This is a genomic window from Kaistia terrae, assembly GCF_026344005.1.
Lineage (GTDB): Bacteria > Pseudomonadota > Alphaproteobacteria > Rhizobiales > Kaistiaceae > Kaistia > Kaistia terrae.
Genome location: NZ_JAPKNH010000001.1, coordinates 309,682 through 328,124, shown reverse-complemented (window position 1 = coordinate 328,124; position 18,443 = coordinate 309,682). Strand labels below are relative to the sequence as shown.

Here is an 18,443-nt window from a genome sequence, read left to right as displayed (position 1 = left end):
CGTCGCGGTCTCCGCGGCGCCCTTTTTCTTTGGCGAACACTACGAAATCGGCTTCACGCGTACCCGCTTGAAATTGCGGCGAAATCGGGATTACCATCCATGTGACGGCCGGACGTCACCGACCGCCTTGTCGCAACCTGCCTTGGTAAACCAAGACATTTAGAGGGGGGGGCAGCGGATCACCATGAACCGGTTGCTCATCAACTATCTGTCAGGCATCCTGAAGCACGGATCGCTTGAAATCATCGACGCCAAGGGAAGGCTCCACCGCTTCGGCGATGGCAGCGGTATTCCGGTCCGCGTCCGTTTCACCACAGCGGCGGCCGAAAGAGCGGTCCTCATGAACCCCGAGCTGAAACTCGGCGAGACGTTCATGGATGGCAGCTTCGTCGTCGAGCAGGGATCGATCTATGATTTCCTTGCCGTCGTGCTGCAAAACACCGGCGGTGGCGGGCGTTCCTGGTGGATGCAACTCGTCTATAAGGTCCGTGTCCTGACCCGCCGCTTCCGGCAGTGGAACACACCCTTCCGATCGCGCCAGAACGTTGCCCATCACTACGACCTGGACGGGCGTCTCTATACGCTTTTTCTCGATAGCGACCAGCAATATTCCTGCGCCTATTTCGAAACGCCGGACACCAGCCTCGAAGAAGCGCAGATGGCCAAGAAGCGCCATCTCACAGCCAAGCTGGCGCTGGCGCCGGGACAGAAGGTGCTGGATATCGGCTCCGGTTGGGGCGGCCTCGGGCTTTATCTCGCGACCCATGCCGATGTCGACGTGACGGGCGTGACGCTCTCCGAAGAGCAGCACAAGGTTTCGAACGCCCGCGCCGCGTCGTTGAACCTCGCCGATCGCGCCAGCTTCAAGCTGCAGGACTACCGCGCGCTGAAAAGCCAGTTTGACCGCATCATTTCCGTCGGCATGTTCGAGCATGTCGGCATTGGTCACTTCCGCGAGTATTTCGACAAGGCACGCCAACTCCTGACCGAAGACGGCGTGATGGTCCTGCATGCGATTGGACGGTTCGATTCGCCCGGCGAGACCAACTCCTGGATCCAGAAGTATATTTTTCCGGGCGGTTACATCCCGTCGCTGTCAGAAGTGTTTCCGGCAATCGAGAAGGCGGGCCTCAAGGTCACGGATGTCGAGATCCTCAGGCTGCATTATGCCGAGACGCTGAAGGCCTGGCGCGAACGCTTCCTGGCCCACCGCGCCGAGGCTGTCGCCCTGTATGACGAGGCCTTCTGCCGGATGTGGGAGTTCTATCTCGCGGCTTCCGAAACGGCTTTCCGCTATCAGGACATGATGATCTTCCAGATCCAGATCGTCCGCGACCAGAACGCCCTGCCGCTGACGCGGGACTATATCTGGCAGGCCGAGGACGCCTTGCGTCGGCGCGACCATGCCGGCCAGCGCCCTTCGTTGAAGATCGCCGGCAACGGATAGCTCTCTCCATCTTTGGAGGGAGCTACCTTCCGCGAATCGGAAAGGTCGCCACTGTCACCGAATCGCTTCGCGCAAGCCGCAAATGCGGTAGGCGCGGAGTCGCATCACCCAACCTATGGATAGCGGGTACTAAACCATCGAGCATTAGCCAGACGAGGGTTCCTGCGCCTAACTAGGGCGTTCAGGGATCTGAGAGCCAATTGACCATGAACGTTCCAGCGCGAGCCGTGCAGCAGCCAGCCGAATTCTATCGGCAGCCCCCGCATAATATCGAGGCCGAGCAGGCGCTTCTGGGCGCCATCCTCGTCAATAACGAGGCGTTCTACCGCGTTTCGGACTTTCTCGAGCCGCTGCATTTCTTCGAGCCGGTGCACAAGACGGTCTACGAGATCACCTCGCAGATCATCCGCCAGAACAAGATCGCCAACCCGGTCACGCTGAAGAACTTCCTGCCCGCGGACCTCGCCATCGGCGAGTTGAACCCGGCGCAGTATCTGGCCCGCCTCGCCGCCGAGGCGACGACCATCATCAACGCCGAGGATTACGGCCGCTCGATCTACGATCTGGCGCTGCGCCGCTCGCTGATCGGCATCGGCGAGGACGTCGTCAACATCGCCTTCGACGCGCCGATCGACATGCCGCCCAAGGCGCAGATCGAGGACGCCGAGCGCCGCCTGTTCGCGCTGGCCGAAACCGGCCGCTACGATGGTGGCTTCCACTCGTTCGAAGACGCGCTGAAGACCGCCATCGACATGGCCAGCGAGGCCTATCAGCGCGACGGCCATCTCTCGGGCATCGCGACCGGCCTCGACGATCTCGACCGCCAGATGGGCGGCCTGCAATCCTCGGATCTGATCGTGCTGGCCGGCCGCCCCGCCATGGGCAAGACCTCGCTCGTCACCAACATCGCCTTCAACATCGCCAAGGCCTATCGCGGTGAATTGCAGCCCGATGGCTCGATGAAGACCGTCAATGGCGGCATCGTCGGCTTCTTCTCGCTGGAAATGTCGGCCGAACAGCTGGCGACCCGTGTCGTCGCCGAGCAATCGGGCGTTTCGTCCTCGCATATCCGCCGTGGTTCGATCGACGAGAACCAGTTCGCCCGCGTCGTCGAGGCATCACGCGAGATGGCGCGCATTCCGCTCTACATCGACCAGACCGGTGGTCTTTCGATCGCCCAGCTGACCGCCCGCGCCCGCCGCCTGAAGCGCCAGCGCGGCCTTGACGTGCTGATGATCGACTACCTCCAGCTGCTGCAGGGTTCGGGCAAGGGCCAGGCGAACCGCGTGCAGGAAATCACCGAAATCACCACCGGCCTCAAGGCGCTGGCGAAGGAACTCGCGGTTCCGGTGATCGCGCTGTCGCAGCTCTCGCGTCAGGTCGAATCGCGCGAAGACAAGCGTCCGCAGCTTTCGGATCTGCGCGAATCGGGCTCGATCGAGCAGGACGCCGACGTGGTGATGTTCGTGTACCGCGACGAGTACTATTTGAAGGGCAAGATGCCGAAGGAAGGCACCGAGGACTTCTTCAAGTGGCAGGCCGAGATGGAACAGGTCGCCGGCACCGCTGAAGTCATCATCGGCAAGCAGCGTCACGGCCCCACCGGCACCGTCCAGCTGCAGTTCGAGGCCGAGATCACCCGCTTCTCGAACCTCGCCAAACGCGACCACTTGCCGGAAACATTCGAGTAGCCGCGCTTCACGACTTCGGCTGCAACAGGTCCCATTTGTTGCCATAGAGATCCTCGAACACCGCGACGATGCCATAGGCTTCGGCGCGCGGCGCTTCGAGGAAGGTGACGCCGCGATCGGTGAACGCCGCGAAGTCGCGTTCGAAATCGTCGGTATGCAGAAACAGGAACACCCGGCCGCCGGACTGGCGGCCGATGGCCTGATGTTGCGTGTCGTCGCGGGCCCGCGCCAGCAGGATCCGCGTCTCGGCAGCGGCACCCGCCGCCATCAGAACCCAGCGCTTGCCGGCCTCCAGCGGCGTATCCTCGACACAGACAAAGCCAAGCTTGTCGCGATACCAGGCGATCGCCTCGTCATAGTCGCGCACGACCAGGGTGAGCCCTGCGAGATAGCGGTGGCTTTCCGTCGTCAAAACAAGCTCCTGCATTCTTGTCGGTCGCGTTTCATCCGTGCAGCCAAGACCGATACCACACGGAATCGCCTTGAGATCGCCGTGAAAATCGGGGAGACCGGGGCCTTGAATTCCTGCCCATGCTCGCCGCGCTGGCGGCCAAGAATCGCGTAACCTCCCCTGATGGAACAATCGGATCCCAATCGCGCCCAGGCGCCCGTCACGGCCGGAAACCGGCTGACGATCGACCTTGGCGCGCTGTCGCGCAATTGGTTGGCGCTGGACGCCCTGGCAGGCGCCGCCGAGGCCGCCGCCGCCGTAAAGGGCAATGCCTACGGCATCGGCCTCGTACCCGCCGTACGGGCGCTTTCCCGCGCCGGCTGCCGCACCTTTTTCGTCGCGCTGCCGGACGAAGGCCTGCGAGTCCGCGCTGCGGCGCCGGACGCGACGATCTATATCCTGAACGGCCTCGCCTCGAACCTCTCCTCCATGCATGCCGAGGCGAGGCTTCGCCCGGTCATCGGCTCGACCGGCGAACTGGATGAATGGGCCGCCTATCGCGCCCGCGGCGGCGACGGCAACGCCGCGCTGCATGTCGACACCGGAATGAACCGCCTCGGCATCACCTTCGCCGAAGCGCAGGAACTGGCCGCCGATCCCGGCCTGGTCGAACGTCTCGGGCTGACGCTGGTGATGAGCCATCTCGCCTGCGCCGACACGCCGGCCCATCCGCTCAACGCGCGCCAGTTGGCGACGATGCAGAATGTTCGGGCGCTGTTCCCCGGGCTGCCCGTCTCGCTCGCCAACACGGCCGGCATTACGCTCGGCCCCGATTATCACTTCGACATCGCCCGCCCCGGCATCGGCATCTATGGCGGCCCCTATATCGAGGGCATCGCGCCGCTCGAGACGGTCGTCACCGCCGAGGCGCGCATCGTGCAGATCCGCAATGTGCCAGCGGGCCAGACGGTCGGCTATGGCGCGGCGCAGACGCTGGCCCGCCCGAGCCGGATCGCCATCCTCTCGACCGGCTATGCCGACGGCTACCATCGCGCCGCCGGATCGACCGATCAGCGCCCCGGCGCCGCGACCTTCCTGCATGGCCGTCCGGCGCCGCTCGTCGGCCGCGTGTCGATGGATCTGATGGCGATCGACGTCACCGACGTGCCCGAAGCGCGGCGCGGCGACTGGGTTGAGCTCTTCGGCGCCAACATGCCGGTGGCCGAGGTCGCGGCGGCGGCCGGCACCATCAGCTATGAACTTTTGACAAGCCTCGGCGCCCGCTATGCGCGGCATTACCTCGGAGACGCCTGATGGCGCGGGCCAAGATCCAGTACATCTGCCAGAATTGCGGCGCCGTCAGCCCGCGCTGGCAGGGTCGCTGCGAAGCCTGCGGCGAATGGAACACGATGGTCGAGGAAAGCGCCTCGGGCGGCATTGGCGGTGGCCCCGCCAAGGGCCCGGCCAAGCGCGGCCGCATCGTCGAGCTGCAGGCGCTCTCCGGCGGCGGCGAGGAAGCCGCCCGCATCCCGACCGGCATTGCCGAACTGGACCGCGTCACCGGCGGCGGCTTTGTCCGTGGCTCGGCGCTGCTGGTCGGCGGCGATCCCGGCATCGGCAAGTCGACTCTGCTGTTGCAAGCCTCGGCGGCACTCGCCGCCAAGGGCGAGCGCGTCGTCTATATTTCCGGCGAGGAGGCGATCGCCCAGGTGCGGCTACGCGCCGAGCGCATGGGCGTCGCCCACACGCCGGTGGCGCTCGCGGCTGAAACCAGCGTCGAGGACATCCTCGCGACGCTGCAGGCAGGCCCCGTCCCTGCCCTCATCATCCTCGACTCGATCCAGACGCTCTGGACGGAAGCGGCCGAATCCGCGCCGGGCACAGTGACGCAGGTTCGCGCCTCGGCCCAGGCGATGATCCGCTATGCCAAACACTCCGGCGCGACCATCGTGCTGGTCGGCCACGTCACCAAGGACGGCCAGATCGCCGGCCCTCGCGTCGTCGAGCACATGGTCGATGCCGTGCTCTATTTCGAGGGCGAAGGCGGCAAGCAGTTCCGCATCCTGCGCGCGGTGAAAAACCGTTTCGGCGCCACCGACGAGATCGGCGTGTTCGAGATGACCGGCAGCGGATTGCGCGAAGTGCCTAATCCGTCCGAGCTTTTCCTCGGCGAACGTAACGCGACCGCCCCCGGCGCCGCCGTGTTCGCCGGCATGGAGGGATCGCGTCCCGTGTTGGTGGAGATCCAGGCGCTGGTGGCGCCCTCGCTGCTCGGCACGCCGCGTCGGGCGGTCGTCGGCTGGGATTCCGGCCGCCTCGCCATGGTGATCGCGGTGCTCGAATCACATTGCGGCGTGAAGCTCGGCAACAACGACGTCTATCTGGCTGTGGCGGGCGGCCTGAAAATTACAGAGCCGGCTGCCGATCTCGCGGTGGCTTCGGCGCTGGTCTCCTCGCTCTCCGGTATTGCTCTGCCGGCGGATTGCGTCTATTTCGGCGAAGTCAGTCTGTCGGGAGCGGTCCGACCGGTCGGCCATGCTGCGCAGCGCCTGAAAGAGGCGCAAAAGCTTGGTTTTGCCCGGGCGGTCCTGCCGGCCGCATCGATCGACAAGGACGCCAATCTCGGCCCTGGGCTACAGGGGATCGATCAATTGGCCGGTCTTGTCGCGATGATCGCGGCCTCAGGCACGCGGCCCGAACAGCGGGCTGTGCCGGACCCGGCGGCACGACGACGGTCGAGTGTGGCCGATGAGGCATTGGATTCATGAATGCGACAGGCTAAACCGCAGCCTTCTGCAACGGGGTCATCGTAGGAATGCCGGTCACAATCCTTGACGGTGTAGTCTTTGTCGTCATTCTCCTCTCGGCGATGCTGGCCATGGTGCGCGGCTTTGTCCGCGAAGTGCTGTCGGTCGCATCCTGGGCATTGGCTGCCGCGGCGGCGTTCTTCTTCTACAAATCGCTGCTGCCCTTCGTAGAGCCCTATATCGCCAACAAGAACGTGGCGATCATCGCCACCGCCGCCGGCATCTTCTTCGTAGCGCTCATCATCGCCAGCTACATCGCGATGAAGATCTCCGATTTCGTCATCGACAGCCGCGTCGGCCTGCTCGACCGCATCATGGGCTTCGCCTTCGGCCTGGCGCGTGGCCTGCTGCTGGTCGTCATCGCCTTCGCCTTCCTGTCCTGGATCCTGTCCGACAGGCAGCCGGCATGGGTTGCCAATGCGCAAAGCGCACCTATGTTGAAGTCTCTCGCCGATAGGCTGGTGGCAGCGCTGCCGGAAGACATCGAGAAGACCATTCAGGACCGCCTGCACGGCAAGGGCGAAGACGCAACGCCGCCGACCGACGCTCCTGCCGAAGACGCACCGGATTCGACCCCGGCCTTACCAGGCGCGCAGCCGGAAACGCAGCCGGAAACGCAGCCGCAGCCGCCGGAAGCCGGATACGGGTCGCAGGAACGCCAGGGCCTCGACAATTTGTTCGATAACAGCGGCGATGCACCGGCCGAAGAGCCGGACCAGACGCCGGCGCCGAACTGACCCGGGGAAGTACCAATCCCTGACGCGATCGCGCCCCCGATCGCGCGTCAGGCTAAAAGGACCGGATATGGACGATTTTTCGATGCTGCCCCTGGACGCCGACGACGATCACCTTCGTGAAGAATGTGGCGTGTTCGGCGTGTTCGGCCACGACGATGCGGCCGCGCTGACCGCGCTCGGCCTGCACGCGCTCCAGCATCGCGGCCAGGAAGCGGCCGGCATCGCCGCCCATGACGGTCGCCAGTTCTCGATCGAGCGCCACATGGGGCTCGTCGGCGACAACTTCACCCGCAAGGCGGTGATCGACCGGCTGCCCGGCCGGCGCGCCATCGGCCACAACCGCTACGCCACGACCGGCGGCGTCGGCCTGCGCAACGTCCAGCCGATGTTCGCGGAATTCGCCGGCGGCGGCTTCGCGGTCGCCCATAACGGCAACCTGACCAATGCGATGACGCTGAAGCGCGAATTGCAGCGTCGCGGCTCGTTGTTCCAGTCGACCTCGGACACCGAGACGATCATCCACCTGATCGCCACCTCGATCCACGGCCAACTGCTCGACCGCTTCATCGACGCCATCCGCCGCATCGAGGGCGCCTATTCGCTGGTCGCCCTTTCCGAGAAGAAGATGATGGGCTGCCGCGATCCGCTCGGCGTGCGCCCGCTGGTACTCGGCAAGCTGGAGGACGCCCATATCCTCGCCTCCGAGACCTGCGCGCTCGACATCATCGGCGCCGAATATGTCCGCGATATCGAGCCTGGCGAAGTCGTCATCATCACCGATGAGGGCATCGAGAGCTTCTTCCCGTTCGAGCGCCAGCGTTCGCGCTTCTGCATGTTCGAATATGTCTATTTCGCCCGTCCGGATTCCTCCGTCGATGGTCGCGGCGTCTATCATGTGCGCAAGCGCATCGGCGCCGAGCTGGCGCGCGAGAGCGGCATCGAGGCCGACGTCATCGTGCCGGTGCCGGATTCCGGCGTTCCCGCGGCGATTGGCTACGCGGAAGCCGCCGGCATCCCGTTCGATCTCGGCATCATCCGCAACCACTATGTCGGCCGCACCTTCATCGAGCCGACCGACGCGATCCGCCACATGGGCGTCAAGCTCAAGCACAACGCCAATATGCGCGTCCTGGCCGGCAAGCGCGTCATCCTGGTCGATGACTCCATCGTTCGCGGCACCACCTCGATGAAGATCGTGCAGATGGTTCGCGATGCCGGAGCGGCCGAAGTGCACATGCGCATCGCCAGCCCGCCGACCAAGGATTCCTGCTTCTATGGCGTCAACACGCCGGAGAAGTCGAAGCTGATCGCCTCGCATATGACGGTTCAGGAAATCGCCGATTACATCAAGGCCGACAGCCTGGCCTTCCTGTCGATCGACGGCCTCTATCGCGCTGTCGGCGAAGCGCAGCGCGACAACCTTGCACCGCAGTTCTGCGATGCCTGCTTCACCGGCGACTACCCGACCCGGTTGGCCGATTTCGAAGATCGCGGAAAAGTGCAGAAGCTGAACCTTTTGGCCGAGGCAAGCTGAGCCGCGCACCCGCCGCCCGCTTCTCGATCCTTCCTTCCCACGTCTCACCGGAATAGCGCAGGCGCCTTCCAGGCGCCGCGCCCGGCGAAATACAGAGCTTGATTGGACGCCCCGTGACCACTCCCGACCTTACCGGCCGCATTGTCGTCGTCACCGGAGCTTCGCGTGGCATCGGCTGGAACGTGGCCCTCGCAGTGGCCGAAGCCGGCGCGCATGTCGTCGCCATCGCACGCACGGTCGGCGCACTCGAGGAACTCGACGACGCGATCCAGGCCAAGGGCGGCTCGGCCACTCTGGTGCCGCTCGACCTGCGCGATCTGGAGGCGATAGACCGGCTGGGTCTCTCGATCTACGAGCGCTGGGGCAAGCTGGACGGCCTCGTCGGCAATGCCGGGCAGCTCGGCCTGATCACGCCGGTCAACCATCTCGACCAGAAGATCTGGGACGAGGTGATGACCGTCAACGTCACCGCCAACTACCGCCTGATCCGCTCGCTCGACCCGCTGCTGCGCCAGTCCGACGCCGGGCGTGCCCTGTTCCTGAGCTCGGGCGCGGTGGTGAACTGCAATCCCTATTGGGGCGTCTATTCGGCCTCGAAGGCGGCGCTGGAAGCGCTCGTACGCACCTATGCGGCGGAGATCGACAGCAGCACGGTGCGTGCGAATCTGTTCGATCCCGGCCGCCTGCGCACCCAGATGCGCGCCAAGGCCAAGCCCGGCGAGGATCCCGATACGCTGAATCATCCGAGCGTGGTCGCGCCGGACGTCGTGCGCATGATCGCGCCCGGCTTCACCGACAATGGCACGCGCTTTGAATTCCCCACGGGGACGGTGACGCGCTTCTTGGCGTAGTCGGTGGCCCTCAGTAGCCTTCGACTTATCCCTTAGGGGACGCCAGCCTGCCCTCCTCATGCTGCAAACCGCAGGATCATCATCCTAAGGTGCCGGCGCAGCCGGGCCTCGAAGGAGGGTCCAGATGGCTCCTTTGCGTGTGTCCGCCTGATCGTGTCCTGGGAGGTTCCGGCGATTCGCTGGACCCTCCTTCGAGGCTTCGCTCACGCGAAGCACCTCAGGATGATGGATTGGGATTGCCGGAGGGCCGGAAGGCCGGAGCGCCGTCGCTCAGAGGATCGAAACATCCTTGAGCCGCGGCAGCACGGCGCGGTTGACGAGCCGGTCCACGAGGATCTCGCGCCTCGAAAACCAATTCACGACGTTCTCCGCGCCCATCACCGCGATGCGCTCAATCGTCGCCTCCGTCTCGGCGGCGATGTGAGGCGTGATGATCGTGTTGGGAGCGGTCAGGAGCGGGTTTTCGGCCAGCGCCGGCTCGACGGCCAGCGTATCGAGCGCCGCGCCACCCAGACGGCCCGAGACAAGCGCCTCTGCCACGTCGGCCTCATGCAGCAGCCCGCCCCGTGCCGTGTTGACCAGCAAGGCGCCGGGTCTCATGCGGGCTATGGCGTCGCGGTTGAGAAAACCGCGATTGGAAGCATCCATCGGGCAATGCAGGCTAACGATATCGCTCTCCGCCAGGAGTTGGTCCAGCGGCAGGATGGCGAAACCGCCCTGCGCCGATGCGACAGCGCCCGGACGACCCGATGCGACGACCTTCATGCCAAGCGCCCTGGCCATTTCGCCGACCCGGCGGCCGATGCGGCCGAGCCCGACAATGCCCAGCGTCTGGCCTCGAAGCTCCGTCGCCCGGTAGGGTCCGCGATCCCAGATGCCGGCCTTGAGCCGCGCATCGAGCCGCACGACGTCGCGCCGCAGCGAAAGGATCAGGGCAATCGCCATTTCGGCCGTCGCATCGGCGTTGGCATCGCCGGCCGTCATCACGGTGATATTGCGTTGCGTCGCGGCGGCGAGATCGACGCTGTCGACCCCTGCCCCCATTTTGGAAATCATCGCGAGCGAAGGCCCGGCTGCATCGAGCACCGTGACATCGAGCGGCGGGTTGGCCCGCACCAGAATGGCGTCGAAGGGTTTTTCCGCCAGCGTCGCGATCATGCGGGCGCGGTCGATCGGCCCACTCATCGTTTCGAGAATGGCGCCAAGGGGCGCCAGGACGCACGCGGCCGGCGTCTCCAGATCGTCGCCCGTCATCAGGACGCGGATGGGCGATGCCATGGCTGAAATCCTCGACTTGCGAAACTGTACCTTCACCTCTCCCTGAGGGAGAGGTCGACGCACACAGTGCGGCGGGTGAGGGTTTACGGCCTCACCCGGATGGTTCCCTAAACCCTCACCCGGAGCGTCGCTCCGACCTCTCGCTCAAGGAGAGGTGAAAGGTCGCGCGTCGCCTAACCTAGCGCTTCTTCGCCTTGTTCTCGAACGGGTTTTCACCCTTGCGAAGGGTCAGGCGAAGCGGCACGCCGGCCAGCTTGAAGGTCTCGCGGATGCCGTTCAGCAGATAGCGCGTATAGGCTTCCGGCAGCGCTTCCGGGCGCGAGCAGAAGGTGACGAAGGTCGGCGGACGCGCCTTGGGCTGCGTCATGTAGCGCAGCTTGACGCGGCGGCCGGAGACGGCCGGCGGCGGATGGTGCTCGAGCACGCTCGCCAGCCAGCGGTTCAACGCCGCCGTCGGAATGCGACGATTCCAGGTCGCATAGACCTTGAGCAGCTCGGTCATCAGCTTGTCGATGCCGGCGCCGGTCAGGCCGGAAAGCGGCACGAGCGGCACGCCGCGCACCTGCGGCAGCAGGCGCTCGGCCATCTCGCGCAGTTCCGCCATCTTGGCCTGGCGATCCTCGATCAGATCCCACTTGTTGAAGGCGATGATCAGCGAGCGGCCTTCGCGCGCGACGAGATCGGCAATCTGCAGATCCTGCTTCTCGAACGGGATCGTCACGTCGAGCATCAGCACGACGACTTCGGCGAAGCGGATGGCGCGCAGCGAGTCACCGACAGACAGCCTCTCGAGCTTGTGCTCGACGACGCGGGACTTCTTGCGCATGCCGGCCGTGTCGAACAGCTTGATGCGGCGGCCGTTCCAGGTCCAGTCGACCGAGATCGAATCGCGCGTGATGCCGGCCTCGGGGCCGACCAGCAGGCGATCCTCGCCCAGCATGGTGTTGATCAGCGTCGACTTGCCGGCGTTCGGGCGGCCGACGATGGCAACCTTGATCGGCCGGTTCAGGTCGAGCGGGGCTTCCATCTCTTCGCCGGTCTCTGGATCGATCGGCAGCGGCGCGTCGAAATCATCTTCCTCGGCGTCGAATTCTTCTTCTTCGCGCTCGAACGGCAACAGGGCCGCGAACAGATCCGCCATGCCCTCGCCATGCTCGGCCGAGAGCGCCACCGGCTCACCGAGCCCGAGCGAATAGGCTTCCATGACGCCGCTCTCGCCAACCTTGCCCTCGGCCTTGTTGGCGACCAGCACGACCGGCTTGCCGACGCGGCGCAGCAGTTCGGCGAAATGCTCGTCGATCGGCGTCACGCCGACGCGGGCGTCGATCAGGAACAGCGAAACATCCGCCTCCTCGATCGCCATTTCGGTCTGGGCGCGCATGCGGCCTTCGAGCGTCTCGGGATCGGCGTCTTCGAGGCCGGCGGTGTCGATGATGGTGAAATACAGATCGCCGATCCGAGCTTCGCCCGGTCGACGGTCGCGCGTCACGCCCGGCGTGTCGTCGACGATCGCAATCTTCTGGCCGACGAGGCGGTTGAAGAGCGTCGACTTGCCGACATTGGGTCGGCCAATGATGGCGACGGTGAAGGTCATGGTAGGTTCGGCCTCAAAATGGCGTCGGGAAGTCACGGCGTCCGCGACTTCCCGAAAGACTGCCACGTCGAGGTTCCGGCGGATACGCTCCGCGTGGCCCCGGAACGACGAAAACGAGTGGCGTCAGCGAATGGCTGACATCAGCTTTTGGCAGGAACCGGAGCCGCGCCGATCTTTGAACGGATCAGGTCGAGCATCAGTTGTGTGCGGCTCTGCATGGACTGCGGCGTCTCCGGATCATCGGCGATCGCCTGGAACTGGCTGCGCGCCGCTTCCAGATCGCCAACGCGGTATGCCGTCAACCCAATCAACTCACGGGCGCTGTGGCGCCACGGAGCGCCAACGGCGGCGAGATCGCCAACCCGGCTCTGCATGGTGGCGAGATCGGCCGTATCGACGACGAGCAGGGCTGCGCGCAGACGCGCCATCGCCTTGAGCAGCGCCGGGGTATCCGACTTCGCCGCGATCGCGTCGAACGCCTTGACGGCTTCGTCGGTCTTCTTGGTCGCTGCGAGCTCGGAAGCCGCACGGAAGCCGGCGAGGACGGGGTAGCCGCCCGATCCAGTCGCAGCGATTTCGTTGAGCGCCTTGATGGCTTCGTCGTGCTTGTTTTCGGTCGCGAGATTCAGCGCGGAAACGAAGCGGTCGCCTTCCGCGGCGGCCTGCTGTTCGCGCCAGTATTCCCAGCCGCGCCAGCCGCCAACCGCGACAACGATCAGAACCGCAACCAGAAGTACGTAAGGTCCGAATTGGGCCCAGAGTCGCTTCGCCTTCTCGCGGCGCAGGTCCTCTTCGACTTCATGAAATATGTCGGTCATTCTCTTCTTTCCGGCTCCGGTCAGCGGCGCGCACCATAACGAAGCGACCCTGCGCTGGCAAATCGATGCTGGCGGTTCTCAGCCGGGAAACATGAGGATCCGCCGCAGCGTCACGCCGCCAGCGGATCCAGGGGAAATATTGCGTGCGTCCCGACGATTTCCGGGGCTGCGCCAAGAGTGGCGACAGCGCCGCACACAGCCCCATCCAGCACCGGCGGGGTTCGTCGGAATGCGCTGACGAATCAGCTCTTGGGCGGAGGCTCGATCCGGGCCTCAGCTCTTGACCTTGTAGACGTTCTCCGGCGCCGGGAAGGTCCGCGCCTTCACTTCCTCGGAATAGGAAGAAATCGCCTCTTCGATCAGCCCGCCGAGATTCCCGAACTTCTTGACGAACTTCGGCACGCGCGACGACAGGCCGAGCATGTCTTCCAGAACGAGGATCTGGCCGTCGCAATCGGGCGATGCGCCGATGCCGATGGTGGGAATAGCCACCTGCCTGGTCAGTTCGCGGGCAACCGTCTCGATCACGCCCTCGACGACCATGGCGAAGGCGCCCGCTTCGGCGATGGCCTTGGCGTCGGCCATGACCGCGGCGACGCTCGCCTCCGTCTTGCCCTGGACCCGGAAGCCGCCCATCGTATTGATCGACTGCGGCGTCAGGCCGATATGGCCCATGACCGGGATGCCGCGCTGGGTCAGGAAACGCACGGTTTCCGCCATATGCACGCCGCCCTCCATCTTCACCGCGCCGCAGCCGGTTTCCTTCATGATGCGCACGGCCGAGCGGAAGGCCGCCGCCGGGCTCTCCTCATAGGAGCCGAACGGCATGTCAACGACGACAAGCGCATGCTTCGAGCCGCGCATCACGGCCAGCCCCTGCAGGATCATCATGTCGAGCGTGACGGGAACCGTGCTTTCCAGCCCATGCATCACCATGCCGAGCGAATCGCCGACCAGGATGAAGTCGACATAGGGATCCATGATCGAGGCGGTATGCGCGTGATAGGAGGTCAGCGAGACAATCGGCGTGCCACCCTTGCGGCTGCCGATATCGACGGCGGTCAGGCGGCGGGTCTGGGGCTCGACGGACATCAAGGTCTCCTTTGGCGCGGAAGCCATATTTCTTCGAACTGCGATGCTCGAGATAAGCATTCGAACGATTCCGGGGTCTGGATTGTTCCGTTGGCGCCCGGCGAGGACTTGCTAGCACGGTTCAGCGCATCGTTCGACCGTTGCGCGCGCAGAGCTGGCAGTTGCAATTGCAACAGCTCCTCTCGCGCGGCCGTCACCTCCGCTTTCTTTTCGTTCGTGGATTACAAGTTGTTCAACCTTTCTCATCTACCGTAAGGTTAGCTCGGACGCGCAATCTGGGGAGGAACCTTCATGCGCCGTTCATTCGCAGCCTTTGGACTCACCTTGACGATCGCTGTCGCGGCCCTGCTTGGTCCGGCCCCGGCAACCGCGCGAGCCGAAGTCGTCGCGCGCATCAATCTGAGTTCGCAACAGATGGTGGTCTATGTCGATGGTCGCGCCCGCTATGGCTGGGACGTCTCGACCGCGCGCGCCGGCTATCGCACGCCGGTCGGCAGCTATCGCCCGACGCGGATGCACCGCATGTGGTATTCGCGCAAATACGATATGGCGCCGATGCCGAATTCGGTCTTCTTCCGTGGCGGCTACGCCATCCACGGCACGCCGCATGTCCGGTCGCTCGGCCGGCCCGCCTCGCATGGCTGCGTGCGGCTGGCGCCGGAAAACGCCCGGACGCTCTACCGGTTGATCGCCGACCGCGGCATGAAGAATTCACGCGTTGTGATCACACGATAGAAAAATCGTGCAGCAACCGGCCGTTGCGTGACGAGCGTCACGGACACCGCAATCGCGGCCTGCTAGAAACGGTCTCAACGGGCGTCGAGACGTCGCTCGTCCTGATCTTCGACGCATGATCTTGACCCGGCCCGCGCTGCCCGAACGGCGCCGGCCAATCGCCCGGAACCGCCCCCATGTTCGCCCGCCGCCTCGCCTCGTTCGCATTCGCAGCCGTCGTCCTGACAGCAGCGCCGCTTGCCGCCTCCGCCAACTCGCTGTTTCCAGGCCCCGCCGGCGTGTTCGCCAAGGTCAATCTGGCGAAGCAGCAGATGGATGTCGTGGTCAACCGCGGCAATGGCGTCAAGGAAACCTATAGCTGGAAGGTCTCGACCGGCCGCAAGGGTTTCGAAACACCGCCGGGCAAGTTCCGGCCCGATTATCTCGACGAAATGCACCATTCGACGGTCTACGAGAACGCGCCGATGCCTTTTTCGGTGTTCTTCAATGACGGCATCGCCGTGCACGCAACGACTGAAACGAAGAACCTCGGCCGCCCCGCCTCGCATGGCTGCGTCCGCCTCGACAAGGCCAATGCCGAAGTGTTCTTCAGGGCCGTCAACGAGATCGGCATGATGCGCACGGCGATCATCGTCGAGAAATAGGCATCCCCCTCCGCGATCAGATTGAGGAATGCCGCCGAACCTGTTCGGCGGCATTTTCGTATGGCGTCGAAGTCGGTCAGTGCGTCGTCGACGGCGTCATGAAGGCGTAGGGCCGCGCCTCCATCAATCTCCAGCCGCCGCCCTTCTTCTGGGCGAGAAGCACGACATGGATTTCCATCTTGCCGCCGGACCCGGCGCCCGAGCCGGCGATTTCATGCGTCGCGTCGATAAAGACAGCATCGCCAAGCTGACGCACGGCTTCGACGGTGAAATGGCTGTGCGTGCCCTTGAGTATCGAAGCCATGTCGGTCGCCAGAACCTTCTGGACACCGGCTCGGCCGGAGCCCCTCAGACCGGTCGGACTGATGACGGTCGCATCTTCCGTGAAGAGCTTCGTCGCCTCGGCGGCATCGCCGCGATCCATGCAGGCCGCGATCTCTTCCAGGAGCGGCTGAAGCTCGTCAGCGAGCTTGCGACTCATCGGGTTCATCGCGGCATGCGGATGCATGGGTTGTTGTTGCGTAGCCATGGTGGCGCCTCCAACTTGCGGATCGACGTGATCCGGGTGGCGGAGCATAGACCCGGCCTGCTCGCGAGCTGTGCACATCTGCGCGAGCCCCCTGGGGCGGGATAAATCATTTGGTGGAAGCTGGTTTCGCACCTCCCCCTGAGGGGGAGGTCGGACCAAAGGTCCGGGTGAGGGTTTAGGGAACTATCCGGTAAGGCCGTAAACCCTCACCCGCCGGCCTGCGGCCGTCGACCTCTCCCTCAGGGAGAGGTGAACAATAACGCTGGCATTTCAAGCAGATACAACCTGATCTACGAGACGCGCTCGCCCAGACGCCAGACGCTGCGCACGACCGGAACGCCCTCGCCCGCCCGAACACGAACGAGATCGGCACGAAGACCAGGACGGATGGCCCCGCGATCGCTGAGACCGACCGCCTCGGCCGGCGCGCGGGTGACGAGGCGCACCGCTTCCGGCAGCGAAATCGACGGCACCAACTGCGGCAGCGCGAAAACCGCGACCATCAGGCTGAACGGCACATAGTCCGACGACAGGATATCGAGCTGCCCGGCTTCCGCCAGCACCGCGGCCGAAACATTGCCGGAATGCGAGCCGCCGCGAACCAGGTTGGGCGCTCCCATGAGGACGCGGATGTCCGCCGCGCGCGACGCAGCCGCCGCCTCGATCGTGGTCGGGAATTCGGCAATCGAAACGCCGTCCGCCGCCGCTTCGTCGACATGCGCCGCCGTGGCGTCGTCATGGCTCGCCACCGCGATGCCGCGCGGATGGCAGAGATCGACGATCTCGCGGCGATGGCGGGCGGAAAACTCATCCGCCTGGGCGATCCGCTTGTTGGCAAACGCCTCATAGGCCGCGTCCGACATGCCCATCTTGCCCTGGTAGAAGGCGCGATAGCTGTCGAGGCTGGCGAACTGGCGCTGTCCGGGGGAATGATCCATCAGCGAGACCAGCTTGACCGGCAGTATGTCCAGGAACCCGGCCAAGCCATCCAGCACGTCGGGCGCCGAAACCTCGCAGCGCAGATGCAAAAGATGATCGGCGCGCAGGCGATCCTCGCGCTTCGCCGTCTCGATCGCACCGGCCAGCATCTGCATCTCGGACGTGGTGGTGCGCGCATCTTCGTCCATGCCGACGCGCAACGCATCGAACACGGTGGTGATGCCGGCGCCGGCGACCTGCGCATCATGCGCCTGGACCGCCGCGACCGCGTTCCAGCGCACGCCCGGACGGGGCGCATAGTGGTTTTCCAGATGGTCGGTGTGCAGTTCGACGAAACCCGGCACGAGATAATCGCCGCCGAGATCCTCTCCGTGACGCGTCGCGCCTGTGTCGAAATCGGCGATCATCCCGTCGCGCACGACGAGGCTGCCCTCGACAATCTCGTCATCCAGCACGATGCGGGCATGCGTAAAGATCTGTTCGCGCATCAGGCAACGCCTCCCGTCAGCAGGGCGACATGGCGAACCCGGAACGGCGCGCCGCGCTCCGGCTCAACGAAAAGCGCAATCCGATCAATAGCAAAGGGCTTGCCATCGAAATCGGCGAAGCGCTGCTTCAGCTCGGTCGCCATTGCCTCGGAGTCATCCTTGGGCACGCGGCCAGTCAGCGACATGTGGAAACGGAACGCGTCGAAGACGTAGGGATAACCCCAGCGAAGCAGGTTCGTCTCCTCGTCCAGCGTCAGTCCGGCAACGCGGCGGCGCGCTATGTCCGCCTCCGACAGCGGCGAGCGGAACGGCTCGAATTCGGCCACGATCCGCCCGGCGAGATCGTCAAGCTCCGGCACCCGCTCGTTCGGCACCAGGGCGAAGAAGCGGCCAAGGCGACGGATCACCAGTTCCGGAACGAGGACCGCGCCCGCCTGCGCCGCGAAAGCATCGAGGGAAGCGATCAAACCCGCCTCGCTCTCGCCCTCGGCAAGCGTGAACGGCGCCTTCAGAGTCGCGTGAAAACCATAGCGCGCCGGATCGGCCAGATAGGCTTCGATCGTCCCGCCCGAAAAGCCGTTTGCCGGCGGCAGCGGATGCGCCTCGTCCGTAAAGGCATCGCGCCCGAGCCAGCGGGCGGCGGCCTGCGAGAGGGGATGATCGGCGGAAGGCGTGGCGTAGATGGCGTATCGCAAGGACATTCTCGACAGTTGGCGTCCGAATCGTGAGCGCAGTGTAGCCTGAGGCGCGTGGCAGAATGGAGACATTGCAGCCTACTCGCCGATCCCCAAAACGCCGCGCATGCATCCATCCTCGCAATGGGGCGTTGCATTTCACGGTTCGACAACGATATTCCAGCTATACACGC

At 64.8% G+C, this 18,443-nt stretch carries 17 protein-coding genes; 9 read left to right on the top strand and 8 right to left on the bottom strand.

The features are described from left to right. The first annotated feature begins 184 nt into the window (after positions 1 to 184). Complete coding sequence (locus OSH12_RS01600) at positions 185 to 1,447, top strand: SAM-dependent methyltransferase (RefSeq protein ID WP_266341753.1); 1,263 nt, start codon at positions 185 to 187, stop codon at positions 1,445 to 1,447. Positions 1,448 to 1,653: 206 nt separating this feature from the next. Next, positions 1,654 to 3,138 (top strand): replicative DNA helicase, encoded by a 1,485-nt coding sequence (locus tag OSH12_RS01595; protein ID WP_266341752.1) that lies wholly within the window; start codon positions 1,654 to 1,656, stop codon positions 3,136 to 3,138. A 7-nt stretch (positions 3,139 to 3,145) separates the two neighbouring features. On the opposite strand, the gene OSH12_RS01590 is transcribed toward OSH12_RS01595, so the two are convergent. Next, a complete protein-coding gene (locus tag OSH12_RS01590; protein WP_380223929.1) occupies positions 3,146 to 3,550 on the bottom strand; it encodes a VOC family protein in 405 nt (134 codons plus the stop codon). A 162-nt stretch (positions 3,551 to 3,712) separates the two neighbouring features. On the opposite strand from OSH12_RS01590, the gene alr reads away from it, so the two are divergent. The 5 genes from alr (at position 3,713) to OSH12_RS01565 (ending at position 9,458) form a co-directional block, all read left to right on the top strand. After that, on the top strand, positions 3,713 to 4,843 hold the full coding sequence (alr, locus tag OSH12_RS01585; protein ID WP_266341750.1) for an alanine racemase: 1,131 nt from the start codon (positions 3,713 to 3,715) through the stop codon (positions 4,841 to 4,843). Continuing rightward, positions 4,843 to 6,297: a DNA repair protein RadA gene (gene radA, locus OSH12_RS01580; protein ID WP_266341749.1), complete on the top strand. Its 1,455-nt coding sequence runs from the start codon at positions 4,843 to 4,845 to the stop codon at positions 6,295 to 6,297. The genes alr and radA overlap by 1 nt, the downstream gene beginning before the upstream one ends. 47 nt (positions 6,298 to 6,344) lie before the next feature. Continuing rightward, entirely contained in the window at positions 6,345 to 7,073 is a 729-nt protein-coding gene (locus tag OSH12_RS01575; RefSeq protein ID WP_266341748.1) for a CvpA family protein, read from the top strand. A 67-nt stretch (positions 7,074 to 7,140) separates the two neighbouring features. Next, positions 7,141 to 8,607 carry an amidophosphoribosyltransferase gene (gene purF, locus OSH12_RS01570; RefSeq protein WP_266341747.1) on the top strand — a complete coding sequence of 489 codons (1,467 nt, stop codon included), beginning with the start codon at positions 7,141 to 7,143 and terminating at the stop codon, positions 8,605 to 8,607. Positions 8,608 to 8,720: 113 nt separating this feature from the next. Beyond that, positions 8,721 to 9,458 carry an SDR family NAD(P)-dependent oxidoreductase gene (locus tag OSH12_RS01565; protein ID WP_266341746.1) on the top strand — a complete coding sequence of 246 codons (738 nt, stop codon included), beginning with the start codon at positions 8,721 to 8,723 and terminating at the stop codon, positions 9,456 to 9,458. Positions 9,459 to 9,728: 270 nt separating this feature from the next. On the opposite strand, the gene OSH12_RS01560 is transcribed toward OSH12_RS01565, so the two are convergent. From OSH12_RS01560 to panB, 4 genes are all read right to left on the bottom strand, one after another. Further along, positions 9,729 to 10,736, bottom strand: a complete 1,008-nt coding sequence (locus tag OSH12_RS01560) for an NAD(P)-dependent oxidoreductase (protein ID WP_266341745.1) — start codon at positions 10,734 to 10,736, stop codon at positions 9,729 to 9,731. A gap of 178 nt (positions 10,737 to 10,914) precedes the next feature. After that, on the bottom strand, positions 10,915 to 12,330 hold the full coding sequence (der, locus tag OSH12_RS01555; RefSeq protein ID WP_266341744.1) for a ribosome biogenesis GTPase Der: 1,416 nt from the start codon (positions 12,328 to 12,330) through the stop codon (positions 10,915 to 10,917). Positions 12,331 to 12,470: 140 nt separating this feature from the next. Next, the gene (locus tag OSH12_RS01550) at positions 12,471 to 13,148 is read right to left on the bottom strand and encodes a DUF2659 family protein (RefSeq protein ID WP_266341743.1); all 678 of its coding nucleotides are present in this window, start codon (positions 13,146 to 13,148) and stop codon (positions 12,471 to 12,473) included. A gap of 273 nt (positions 13,149 to 13,421) precedes the next feature. Further along, positions 13,422 to 14,240, bottom strand: coding sequence for a 3-methyl-2-oxobutanoate hydroxymethyltransferase (panB, locus tag OSH12_RS01545; RefSeq protein ID WP_266341742.1), 819 nt, complete (start codon positions 14,238 to 14,240; stop codon positions 13,422 to 13,424). A gap of 291 nt (positions 14,241 to 14,531) precedes the next feature. Here panB and OSH12_RS01540 point away from each other — a divergent pair, with 291 nt between their 5' ends. Both OSH12_RS01540 and OSH12_RS01535 read left to right on the top strand, forming a co-directional pair. Continuing rightward, the gene (locus OSH12_RS01540) at positions 14,532 to 14,975 is read left to right on the top strand and encodes a L,D-transpeptidase (protein WP_266341741.1); all 444 of its coding nucleotides are present in this window, start codon (positions 14,532 to 14,534) and stop codon (positions 14,973 to 14,975) included. Between the two features lie 176 nt (positions 14,976 to 15,151). After that, entirely contained in the window at positions 15,152 to 15,619 is a 468-nt protein-coding gene (locus OSH12_RS01535; RefSeq protein WP_266341740.1) for a L,D-transpeptidase, read from the top strand. Positions 15,620 to 15,695: 76 nt separating this feature from the next. Here OSH12_RS01535 and OSH12_RS01530 read toward each other — a convergent pair whose 3' ends face one another. The 3 genes from OSH12_RS01530 to OSH12_RS01520 form a co-directional block, all read right to left on the bottom strand. Further along, positions 15,696 to 16,148, bottom strand: a complete 453-nt coding sequence (locus tag OSH12_RS01530; protein ID WP_266341739.1) for an SgcJ/EcaC family oxidoreductase — start codon at positions 16,146 to 16,148, stop codon at positions 15,696 to 15,698. Positions 16,149 to 16,438: 290 nt separating this feature from the next. Beyond that, entirely contained in the window at positions 16,439 to 17,578 is a 1,140-nt protein-coding gene (locus OSH12_RS01525) for an alpha-D-ribose 1-methylphosphonate 5-triphosphate diphosphatase (protein WP_380224341.1), read from the bottom strand. Then, a complete protein-coding gene (locus tag OSH12_RS01520; protein WP_266341737.1) occupies positions 17,575 to 18,270 on the bottom strand; it encodes a DUF1045 domain-containing protein in 696 nt (231 codons plus the stop codon). The genes OSH12_RS01525 and OSH12_RS01520 overlap by 4 nt, the downstream gene beginning before the upstream one ends. Between the last annotated feature and the right edge of the window lie 173 nt (positions 18,271 to 18,443).